At 55.6% G+C, this 11,512-nt stretch carries 10 protein-coding genes; 2 read left to right on the forward strand and 8 right to left on the reverse strand.

The window, feature by feature from the left end:
* The 4 genes from VGE80_RS02785 to VGE80_RS02800 all read right to left on the reverse strand — a co-directional run.
* Nucleotides 1–1,915 (reverse strand): TAT-variant-translocated molybdopterin oxidoreductase (locus tag VGE80_RS02785; protein WP_440591597.1); only part of this gene is annotated, 1,915 nt, incomplete at its 3' end.
* A gap of 55 nt (nt 1,916–1,970) precedes the next feature.
* Nucleotides 1,971–2,651 (reverse strand): cytochrome c3 family protein, encoded by a 681-nt coding sequence (locus VGE80_RS02790; protein ID WP_440591598.1) that lies wholly within the window; start codon nt 2,649–2,651, stop codon nt 1,971–1,973.
* Between the two features lie 228 nt (nt 2,652–2,879).
* Nucleotides 2,880–3,422: a response regulator transcription factor gene (locus VGE80_RS02795; RefSeq protein WP_397570961.1), complete on the reverse strand. Its 543-nt coding sequence runs from the start codon at nt 3,420–3,422 to the stop codon at nt 2,880–2,882.
* A gap of 139 nt (nt 3,423–3,561) precedes the next feature.
* Complete coding sequence (locus VGE80_RS02800; protein ID WP_440591599.1) at nt 3,562–4,983, reverse strand: ATP-binding protein; 1,422 nt, start codon at nt 4,981–4,983, stop codon at nt 3,562–3,564.
* 86 nt (nt 4,984–5,069) lie between these two features.
* Here VGE80_RS02800 and VGE80_RS02805 point away from each other — a divergent pair, with 86 nt between their 5' ends.
* Nucleotides 5,070–5,525, forward strand: coding sequence for a hypothetical protein (locus VGE80_RS02805; RefSeq protein ID WP_440591600.1), 456 nt, complete (start codon nt 5,070–5,072; stop codon nt 5,523–5,525).
* A 104-nt stretch (nt 5,526–5,629) separates the two neighbouring features.
* Here VGE80_RS02805 and VGE80_RS02810 read toward each other — a convergent pair whose 3' ends face one another.
* The 3 genes from VGE80_RS02810 to VGE80_RS02820 form a co-directional block, all read right to left on the reverse strand.
* On the reverse strand, nt 5,630–6,277 hold the full coding sequence (locus VGE80_RS02810; protein WP_440591601.1) for a cysteine hydrolase: 648 nt from the start codon (nt 6,275–6,277) through the stop codon (nt 5,630–5,632).
* A gap of 354 nt (nt 6,278–6,631) precedes the next feature.
* On the reverse strand, nt 6,632–7,120 hold the full coding sequence (locus tag VGE80_RS02815; protein WP_440591602.1) for a nuclear transport factor 2 family protein: 489 nt from the start codon (nt 7,118–7,120) through the stop codon (nt 6,632–6,634).
* A 56-nt stretch (nt 7,121–7,176) separates the two neighbouring features.
* On the reverse strand, nt 7,177–7,788 hold the full coding sequence (locus tag VGE80_RS02820; protein ID WP_440591603.1) for a DUF417 family protein: 612 nt from the start codon (nt 7,786–7,788) through the stop codon (nt 7,177–7,179).
* 206 nt (nt 7,789–7,994) lie between these two features.
* Here VGE80_RS02820 and VGE80_RS02825 point away from each other — a divergent pair, with 206 nt between their 5' ends.
* Entirely contained in the window at nt 7,995–9,593 is a 1,599-nt protein-coding gene (locus VGE80_RS02825) for a sigma 54-interacting transcriptional regulator (protein ID WP_440591604.1), read from the forward strand.
* 162 nt (nt 9,594–9,755) lie between these two features.
* Here VGE80_RS02825 and VGE80_RS02830 read toward each other — a convergent pair.
* Nucleotides 9,756–11,512 (reverse strand): catalase (locus tag VGE80_RS02830; protein WP_440591605.1); only part of this gene is annotated, 1,757 nt, incomplete at its 5' end.

Raw genomic sequence — 11,512 nt, forward strand, 5'->3', positions numbered from 1 at the left:
CCGTCGCCTGACCTGGCAGGATGTAAACGGGAAGCTCGATCTGACGGCCCTGGATTTCCAGCGTGACAACGTCGTGATCTTTGACATTAAGGGTACTGGCCGTCTGAGGACTCATGACGGCAGCGTTACCCCAGGTCAACTTCGTCAACGGATGAGGCAGTTCCTGCAACCAGGCGTTATTAGCGAATCGTCCGTCGAAGATACTGGAAGAACTCGAGAAGTTGAGTTCAAGCTCCCCATTCTTGACTTCCGCGGCCGCTTTCCACGAGTTGCCTGCCGCAGGTGCGTCAAACGACTTCAGTTCTGGGGTGATCCGTGCAAAAGCCGTTTCGGCGACATAGCCGTCATGGACTGCGCGGTTCCACTCTTTATCAACTTTCAGGCGAGATGCGGTTCCAACGGCCGTCTGACGTACGACTGCCAGGCCGTCCTTATTCCCACCCAGTACGCGGCTGAGGAACTCGACTTCGCTGCAGCTTTCAAACAGAGGAGCAATCTGTGGCTGACCGATTCCGTAGGTTCCGTCTGTCAGTCGGCAATCCGACCAGCTTTCCAACTGGTGCGAGCGAGGCAGGACCCAGTTGCAATGAACAGAGGTCTCATTCGGCGACAGCGTTAAATGGAAGCGGTCAGCAATTCCAGACAAACTCTTGGCGACGTCAAGATCTGCAGGAGCGGCATAGACCGGGTTCCCACCGAGAATGAGCAGCGCCTTTGTCTTTCCTGCGGCAGTGTGAGCCACAAAGTCTGCCAGCGATCCTGCTTTTTCGGGAACCGGGACACGGGTGAACGAAACCGTCTTACCGACGTTCTTCAACTGTTCGTTGATGCGGTGTGCCAGAGCGTGGACTGCCGGGGGTTGTGACGGTCCCACTGCGATCAGCGATTCGCCTTCGTGATGACGGAGATCATCAATCAGAGCGGCTACGACACTTTCGGCGTAGCCAGTCGTCTCGGTCGGCGCCGCGGCCGCTTCACCTTTAAGACCTGCTTCGACTGAGGCAAGGATTTCACCGATCAGACTCGATTTGATTGCCAGGCGATGATCGGCAGCGGTTCCGGTCTGGGTGAATTCGGATTCGATGGCGTAGAGTCGCACCATCTTGCCGTCTTGAGGAGACCGTCCGTTGGCGTACTCTCGCGTCAACCGCAACGCGTCGGCATGGGCACCGAGAAGGTCACAGTCGAGTGCGACGATCACCCGGGCCGACGTGAGATTGTAATGGGGACGCAAGGCTTCTGCGTATGCAAGGTTTGCACCTTCGGCAACGTTCGCGTCTGATACTGCCCCATACTCGAACCACCTGGCCTCAGGGAATCGAGCGAGCAGGTCATTGCGGAGTCGCTCGACAGTTGGACTACTGGTTGGTTCAGCCAGGATGGCCAGTTCCGCACCGCGGGAGGTCTCCCAACCCTTGGCCAGATCAGCCAGATAGGTGTCGACTTCAAGCCAGGTGCGTGCTTTGGAGTCGCGATCCTGCTTCTGTACTGGTGTTCTCGCGCGGTCGGGATCGTAGAGCTCCAGGGCCGTCGCTTGAGCGAACGACGTGCTGGCTCCGCCCGACGACACGTGGTCGGGATTACCATCCAGCTTGATGGGGCGACCGTCGAAATTGGTTACCCGCAAGGCCTGCGGTACACCGGCGATTTCGAATGTCGTATTGAAATACTTGGGCTTTCCGGGAATACGGTTCGCGGGCCGGGTTGCGAACGGAGCCAGTGTCTCCTGTTCGAAACGGCAACCAACGGAACCGCCGAAAACCAGTGACGCACCCATCAGTTGCAACCAGCGGCGGCGAGAGAATCCGGTGGGGAATTCGCTGGCAGCCTTGGGGAACTCACGATGCATCAACTCGAGGAATTCCGGAGTACTCTCCAGTTCAGCGAGACTACGATACCAGGTCTTAGTAGGCATTTGTCGGGGTTACATTCCAGCGGCCATCTTGAGGGCAAAAGCGCTCAATGACGGTCTAGCGGTGGCAAGTCGAACAGCTTGTTCGCGGGTTAATTCCAAGATCGGATTTGACCTGGTGGCCAACCTCTTTAGCAGAGGTCTCTGGTACCCAGGCAAGGTCCGTCACCTTGTCCACAGGACGAAGGTTCTCTTCGGGGTTCCGATGACATTCGAGACAGAAGGTCATCGAAAGCGTCTTCTCTTGCGTCACGACATCCATCTGATCGACGCGACCGTGACAGGAGACACAGCTGACACCACGATTCACATGGGCGCTGTGATCGAAGTAAACGTAGTCAGGAAGATCGTGAACCCGTTTCCAGGGAATCGATTCCTGAGTCGCAACACTTTGCCGCAGCAGTGCAAGTGCAGGGCTTTCGCTACGAACGGAACTGAATTTGACGGATCCGTTCTCGCTGGCCCCGGAGTGGCAATTGGCACAAGTTGCCGAAGGAGGAATTGCCGCATGGGCTGCCTTGTCTACTGTGTTGTGACAGTAGCGGCAGTCCATCTTCAATTGTCCAGCGTGAATGCGATGGCTGAAAGGGATCGGCTGCTTCGGCGCATGTCCTACGCTCAGTGTCTCTGGCGCTGTCGCGGCATAGACAACTGCACACAAGTACAAGGCAGATGCACCCAACCCTGCAATCGCGAGGAAAGCGAAGCGGTTGGTCCAGCGAGGAAATGAGAAATACATATGTTCTTTATCAGCGTCGTGCGGTCACCGCCTCAATGAGGCGTAACGAAGTTCGAGACAGACACCATGACAGGCTGGGGGCGTCGAGCGCACCAATCTGGTCGTTATTGTCGACGAAGTATAGGTTCGAAGACGATCCCAATCACTGCGACAAATCGTCGCGGAAGTTGCATCAGAAGTGGTCGATGCAAGAGGCTTTACGGATCAACAACCGTTGAAGGATTGTCGTTATAACTGATTTTTTTTCAGTTTCCGCTGCAGGGTTCTGCGAGGAATTTCGAGAAGCTTCGCAGCCTGAGAAATGTTGCCGCTGCACTCGGAAAGAACCCGTTGAATATGATTCCATTCGGCTTCGGCAAGTGAAGGGGCGCGAAGCTCAGTTTCTTCGTGAACAATTCCCATTTCGTTGGCAGGCTCGAACGCAGCAAGAATCTCTGTTGCATCGGCCGGCTTTGTTACGTAGTTCACAGCTCCGGCACGGATGGCGGTGATCGCGTTGGCAATACTGCCCCAGCCGGTCAAAATCACGACTCGCGTTTTTGCACACTTTTCGCGCATTCGAGTCAGCAATTCGAGCCCATTCATTCCCGGCATCTTGATGTCGATCACGGCAATATCGGGGCAGGATGCGACGACATGTGCCAGGGCTTCTTCGGCATTTCCGGCAGAAAGAACGTCATAACCGCGTGAACTGATTGCGGTGGCCAATCGCGTTCGCAGGATATCGTCATCATCAGCGATCAGGCAGGACTTGGCTTTCATCGTCGTCATCAGTCAATTATCCATTGCCGCATTGACAACTCGCTGGAGAGGAACGGGATCTCCATCAGCTCAAGTGCACTCGGATGCAAGTTCTGTGCGAGGTGTGCGGTGAAAATCAAAAATCGTCAATTCAAGCCACATGGATGAATTAAAATAAGCCTGTTGTGTTTCCAAGAGGGTCGATGGAAAAACTTCGGTCTTGCGAAACTTCTCTCGGAATCGAGATGGATACAACGGTTCCGCGGCCCGGTTTGGATGAATATTCAAGCGTCCCACCCAGTCGTTCGACCACGTTGCGTGCGAGGTATACTCCCAGACCCATCCCCTTCCCCGGTTCTTTCGTCGTAAAAAATGGCTCACCAATCCGGCGAAGTGTCTCGGGAGCGATCCCCGCTCCCTGATCCTCAATCTTCATTGTAACATTGAAACCGGCCGTCGCTGCGTAAAGAGTGACCTTTTGCGGGTGTCCCGCGGCATCGATGGCATTCTTCACGAGTGCCCGAACGGCCTGAGCCAACCCTTCGATCGGAGCACGAAGGATCAATGATTCAATCGCAGGGTCGTACGCAAGTTTGACGGCAGCGCGTGTATCAACGCCCTCAATGCACTCACGAATCAGCTCGCCTAGCGTGATTGTAGAGATCGACTCCCCGATCACCAACCCCGCGTCGCTGGACATCCGATCGAGGATGTCTCGACATCGATCCAGTTCTGTACGAATCAACGCGATGTCGGCCACAGTCTGATCCGACACGGTTCGGTTCATCAACTCAAGTTCGACTTCTTTCATAATCACAGCGATGGTGGAAAGGGGGGTCGCCAACTCGTGTGCGGCGCCGGCGGCCAGAGTTCCCAGGGAGTCGAGTCGCTCGTTTCGCGCATTTTCCTGGGCCAGTTCCCGAATATGATCTTCCAACCGCTGGATCTGACCACGAATTCGCGTGATGAAGAGCACGATGATGCTGCTGCACGCGGCGTAAGCGACAAACGAACCAAGGCGGGAAATCGTCATTCCCAGAGGCAACGCTCCGCGCATTGCTTGCGCCGGATCGAGTTCAGCCAGCGGTCGATACCACGAGTTCAGAAGTGCCACACAGCCGATTCCGAGCAGCGTCAGGAACCAGACCCATCCCTGTGGCAGCAGAATGGCTGCCAGGACAATATTCACAAAGAAAAAAGACGTGAACGGGTTAGAGATTCCCCCCGTCAGGTAGAGAAGCGCTGTCAGGGCCGCCAGGTCAAACGCCATCGTCAACCCCAGCACCTGCTGCCAGTAAGTGCTGGAGAATCCGGGAAACCGTGCCGGAATGATCCGATGAGCAATCATCAGGCCTACGTTCAGCACGGAGGTCAGCCCCAGAACCATCAGTAAGGGACGGAGAGGAAGACTCACCCCCAGCAGTCCCTGCACCGCAAGAATCGTCAGCAACTGCCCCGACACGGCGACCCATCGCAGCGCAATCACTCCGCGGACATTGATCTCTGTCCGGGCGTCAATATCATAGGACAGGTTGAGCTTCCGCGGTTCCTCTGATGAGGAGGCGAGGCTTTGCACTTGATCTATCGGCATAATTTTATCTGCCCGATCGCGTTCAAAAGGTGACGACAACGTTGATCGCCCAGACGATTCAATCGAGCATTATGGGAAGGCGTTCAATGTCCACACCCGCAGACCTCACTGTCGACTCAATGCAGGATTCTCGGCGTCCGGGCCTGAAACTGAATAGCCGAAGTTTAACCCTGTTGTTCGGCGGAGTGCTATTCTGCCCGATCGCGATTATCGCGTTTCTGTACCTCATCCTGCCCGCCGCGCATGATCGACCGCTACCCGTTCAGGTGACGATGATCGACGAAGTGGGCAAATCGCGATCGATGCGACTCGTCAACGCCGGTGATGTTGCGCTGCAGAGCGTGCGAATCGAAGTGAACGGAGCATTCGCCTACTTCCCTCAGGCCCCCTTGCAGCCCAAGGATGATGTGGAAGTGTCGCTCGATTGGTTCATGAAGAAAACGGGTCAACATCTGGACCCGGACCGCACGGAAATTCGTACGGTCCATGTGTCGGCACGCCTTCCGGGTAACCAGCGCGCGGTCACGATGATCGAATTTTAAGGTCGTGGGACGGCGATGGGATGGGAAACGTGTCTTCCATTGCTCGTGCGGAAGCGGAAGAGATCGTGCATCGCTTTGCGTCTGACTTGTAAGCGAGCCAATTGTTAACCGAGCTGTGTGATGGTCTCGCTTGTGGAAAGAACCGCGTTCGCGAGAAATCCGTAGTTGATGAGGGCCGCCTTGTAGCCGTCGCCGATGGTGGGATGGCGGGGAGCGGCCGTCGCGTCTTTGACGACCGCAACCTCGAACCCCTGTTCCAGCAATTCTCGCAGATGACTTTCAACACACAAGTTGGCGAGCATCCCGGCCAGGATGACCTTATTGATTCTGCGCTTGCGCAACTGCAGAACCAGATCATTCGTCTGGGGCCCCCACATCTTGTGCGGGCTGACAACGACCGTACTGCCATCCTCAATGTAGGGTTTGAAACGGTCCAGCCAGTCGGCTCCTGATCCCAACAGCCCCTCGCGCCCCAGCGGGTCGGGACGGAAAAACTCTCTGCTCTTCAACATCAATTCTTCGACAATTCCACCGTACTTCCACCCCTGGTCATGAGGATAAAGATAGTGGGGTGAAATAAAGGTCTGATAGTTCTGCTTTTTTGATTCCGCGAACAAAGCAGCCAGATTTTCGACGGTGTTGTTTTCCTGGATGCTGTCACCCACGAGGGCCCATGAGAGTCCCTTTTCACTCAGAACATCGTTCTGCGGATCAATGACAACAAGCGCTGTATCAGCGGGGTTGAACTGCATGATCGGATTCCTGTTTTGAGTAGCGGTCGAGAGGCGGTGAATTGCATTTCCAACTTTGATTCTTGATGACCAGTGCGGGCATTCGCGTGAGCGACGTTCAATGATCGGTGACAATGATTCCAAGGGTGTCTGAGTGGTTCGGTGGGAACTGCCAGGCGAACTCCCGTTCGCCTGTGTCGAATAGAAGTGAGATCGCCTGCTCGACATTGCCATGAAAAGTCTGAACGAGCGGGTGATTCCGATGTTGCGCTGAGTAAACCCGCTACGTTCCGAACAACGTAAGCTGTTCGGGTGAGCTTCGTCATTCACCGATCAACTGCGCGGGAAACTCATGCAGCTTAGCGGTTTTTGAATTCAACGGACGTCGGGAATGCCGGGGTGATCGGCCGGTCGTGCCCCGGGGGCAGGCCAGTCAAATTTTCGATCGGACTGTGCAATCATCACGTCGTTGATGCTCGCTTCACGACGGCGCATCAGTCCTGCATCATCGAAGTGCCAGAGCTCATTGCCGTAGCTTCGATACCACTGGCCTGCCGCATCGTGCCATTCATACTGGAACCGCACGGCAATACGATCTTCGGTGAAGGCCCATAATTCTTTGACCAGTCGATAGTCCAGCTCTTTCTGCCATTTGGAAGTGAGAAACTGGCGGATCTCGGTTCTACCGACGATGAACTGGTCTCGATTCCGCCACACCGAGTCTTCGCTGTAGGCCAGCGCGACCCGCTTCGGATCGCGAGAGTTCCAACCATCCTCTGCCGCGCGGACTTTCTTCAGCGCGGTGACAAGAGTGAATGGTGGGACAATCACACCAGACGCTTCAGAGTTGGCCTTCGTATTCATTTCTGACTTCCATTCGCATCAAGGGCCTGAACGCAGCAGCACTCGCCATTCCGGAATCAGATGGCCGCGTTCGATCCCAGGTCAGGTGAGGATACGTTTTTCATACGTTGGAGAGTCGCCTTTGCTGAGTCGGCCATGGTGACGAGGGCCGCTCCACACATGATGGCGTCTTTGATGACCAGCCGTCCGGCGCCCGACAGCAGTGGAAAACCATGTTCGGACGTTCCCAGCGAAGGGACCCAGCATTCGGGCGTCGTAATCAGGAATGACAATGTCACGAACGACATGCCGAAGACCAGGAAGCTTCCGATTGTCGCGGCTTGCGGCAGCCAGGGGTGAAGGGCAATCAGAACACCGAAGGCGACAATGACGGCTCCCAGCCCCAGGGCAAACTCATAGGTGCCGTTTCGCACGTGCCATTCCCGGTTGGCGGGTACCAGTTCCCCTTCCCGGTTTTTATGCTGTTGATATTCGCCGGCGGGCTGGTGGTAGAAGAAACTCATGAACGGGCTATTTGCCACGAAGGGAACAATTCCGTCTGCTTCGTATTTGTAGATCTTCAGGCCGCCGATCCAGACGAGTACCACGATCAGCCCGATGCGCGTGACGGCGATGCCTGCCTGATCGCACTTCGCAGCAGACTCAAACATTGACTTATACCAGCTCATCAGATTCCTCCTGTATTCAGTTCATTACGGCGGTAAAGCCGTCAATGAAACGGCAGTAAATCAAACGGCGTGCCGTAGCGCCGAAACCACAGAAGTTGTTTTTGAGTAATAGGTTGTGTTTCTTCGTGGTGGAGTGCCAAGTTACGTAATCTCGTAGAATTACGAAAAATCGTGTAACAAATCCGAAAACTCGTAATACTGATTTCATGAGCGATCCCAGCGAACCACTGTTGATTGACCCCAAGGGGCTGTTACTTGACCTCGCCCTGCAGCGATCGGTTCCGGAACTGCTGGAACTGATCGTGACCCGGCTGAGTGAGACTCCCCGCATTGGGCTTGTAAGGATCTGGCTGACTCAGCCCACGGATGCCTGTACAGGTTGCCGTAGTGCTGACGTTTGCGCAACGCAGCCCCAGTGTCTTCTGCTGGTGGCGAGTGCGGGGCGCTCGATCGCGTCTGCAGGCGTGGAGTGGCGAAACGTCGAGGGCGAATTTCGACATATTCCGCTGGGGGTGAGAAAGGTGGGACTGATTGCTCTTAAGGGCGAAGCGATTGAAGAGCCGGAATTCTTCGAGCCTTTCCCCGACTGGGTGGCCCGACCCGACTGGATGAGGGCTGAAGGCATTTGTGGTTTTGCTGGCCAGCCATTGATCCACCAGGGGCAAATCCTGGGGGTCCTGGCTCTGTTTTCACGACGACTCATTTGCGAAGAGAATATGGGCTGGCTGCGGATGATCGCGGATCATGCCGCCGCCGCGATCGCGATCGCGCGCGCTTTTACCGAGATTGAGACGCTGCGAAAGCGACTGGAACTCGAGAATGAATACCTGCGGGAGGAAGCCACCGAATCAGCGGCGTTCGGCGAGTTGATCGGGCATAGCGCCGCTCTCGAAGCAGTCACGCGTCAGATCGACCTGGTCGCTCCGACGGATTCAGCCGTTCTGATCTATGGTGAGAGTGGCACAGGAAAAGAACTCGTTGCACGCGAAATTCATCGACGCAGCAAACGCTCAGACAGACCGTTGATTAAGGTCAATTGCGCCGCTGTACCCCGCGAGCTTTATGAGAGCGAATTCTTCGGACATGTGAAAGGAGCGTTCACGGGGGCGCTGCGCGATCGGGTGGGCCGGTTCGAACTGGCCGAAGGAGGAACACTGTTTCTGGACGAAGTCGGTGAAATACCGCTTGAACTTCAATCCAAGTTGCTCCGAGTGCTTCAGGAGGGGGAACTGGAGCGGGTCGGCGAAGAACGAACTCGTCGTGTCAATGTCCGAATCATTGCGGCCAGCAATCGGGAGCTGCGCAGTGAAGCCGATGCGGGCCGATTTCGGCAAGACCTGTACTACCGACTGAGTGTCTTCCCGATCGAAATTCCGCCTCTCAGGAAAAGGTTGGAGGACATTCCGGTCCTTGCAGAGCATTTTCTGGAGCTTTCCTCACGCAGGCTGGGACGACCTAAGCCTCCCCTGACGCTGGCCGCCGTTCAGATGCTCCAGCAATATGACTGGCCGGGCAATATTCGCGAACTGCAGCACGTCATCGAACGCGCCACCATCACCTCCACGAAGGGTCGCCTGAATATCGAGCTGCCTCACCGGGCCAGCAATCATTCACTTCCCGTTTCGGCACCTGAATCCCAAAGCATCCTGACAGCGTCGCAAATCCGCCAATTGGAAGAAGACAATATCCGAGCCGCGCTCAAGCTGACGAATGGCAAAGTCTTCGGGACCAGTGGTGCGGCCCAACTACTGGAAATGAAACCAACGACATTGGCCTCACGTATCAAGGCACTGGGAATTTCTTGAGTCGTCACGTCTAGCGAGTCAGTGTCCACGGCGACAGGGCAGATGGGGGACCCACGCGTGAGTCGCGGGGAATCGATGGCATTAAAAGCGAACGGTGTGGAGAGGACTCTATACGCGGTCCTCACCACACCGTCATTTTATCGCGTTACTGACTTGAGCGGTTTATTTATTCAGGTCACGCTTCCAGTAGCGGAGCTTTCGGCAGTGTGAGACGAAGTTGCTGGAGTCTTCGGGTGATTTCAGCGCGATGATTCCATCATCTGGTTTCTCAGGACCCCCGGCCTTCTTTAATAGCTGGCTGCCCCCCTCTGTCACCCCGATGAACTTATGATGGGCGAGTGCATCCGCAATGAAGTCCCGTGCTGGTGGTTTGCGGCTGAGCTTATCGACGGCATCCTCAGGGACGGCCAGGACGACCGCATCGAACAGGACCGAAGGGGCTCCATCCAGCTTCTGATCGACGGTGAGTGCTTCACCTTTTTTCGTTTTGACCTTTCCAACATGCGGAGCGATCAATGTCATCCCCGCCCCTTCTTTCTTGAGTGCCGCTTTCAGCCCTTCGAGTAATCCATCGTCGACGCCATCGGCGACCAGGACACCCACGTTCCTCCCGGCGAATGACTTGGGGCCGTTCTTCAAGATGCTCAGGGCGTTCGAGGCATTCAGTTGCTTCGTCGGTTTGGCGGCCTTGATTGGCTCGGGTAACTGAGTGATCCCCAACTCCGTCGCGACAGTCGTGGCGAGAGTCGCATCGATATTGCGAAGATGAGCCACCATTCGTTCGCGGATCTTTGGGGTTTCGACTTTGCTCAGTTCAAAGATGAGGGCGTCGGCAATGTGCTGTTGTTCGGTCTCAGTCTGGCTGAGATAGAACTGGCGCGCCTGGCTGTAGTGGTCAGCGAATGTCTCGGATCGAGCGCGGACCTTCTTCCCCTGAATTTCTTCGGGATACGAACGGAAGCCTTTCTTGGGCGACTCGCGGGGGCCTCGTTCATCATCACCCCATGAGTTCGGCTCATAGTTTACTCGGCCTTTGGGGTTAACGAAGTTCATGTGACCGTCCTGCTGGAAGTTGCGGACCAGGGCCTTGGCCGCATTGATCGGCAATTGAGTGAAATTCACACTTCCCAGACGTTTCAGTTGCGTATCCAGGTACGAGAAGTTCCTGCCCTGCAGCAGCGGGTCATTCGTGAAGTCGAGCCCGGGAACAATGTTCTGGGTACAGAATGCAACCTGTTCGGTTTCGTGGAAGAAGTTGTCAACGCAACGATCAAGAACCAGTCGGCCGACAATCCGGACAGGGACTTCCTCTTCAGGGATGATCTTGGTGGGGTCCAGGATATCGAAGCCGAACTGGTCCGCGAATTTTTCGTCGAACAATTGCAGTCCGAGTTCCCATTCGGGGAAGTCTCCATTCTGAATCGCGTTCCAGAGGTCGCGACGATGGAAGTCAGGGTCCGCTCCGTTAATCTTTACTGCTTCATTCCAGACGACTGATTGCAGACCCAGCTTCGGTTTCCAGTGGAACTTCACAAAGGTCGATTTTCCCTCGGCATTCACGAGACGGAACGTGTGTACGCCGAAACCTTCCATGAATCGGTAGGACCGTGGAATCGCCCGGTCTGACATGACCCACATCACCATGTGCATACTTTCGGGGGTGAGGGAAATGAAGTCCCAAGCGTTATCGTGAGCGGTCTGAGCTTGCGGGAAACCTCGGTCAGGCTCGGGACGAAAAGCGTGAACCATATCCGGGAACTTGATCGGGTCCTGAATAAAGAAGACCGGGATGTTGTTTCCGACAAGGTCCCAGTTCCCCTCTTTCGTATAGAACTTGACCGCAAAACCCCTTGCGTCACGAGCCAGATCGGGCGACCCTCGGCTGCCCACAACCGTCGAAAATCGGACGAAGACCGGGG

The sequence above is a fragment of the Schlesneria sp. genome (assembly GCF_036405755.1).
GTDB lineage: Bacteria > Planctomycetota > Planctomycetia > Planctomycetales > Planctomycetaceae > Schlesneria > Schlesneria sphaerica.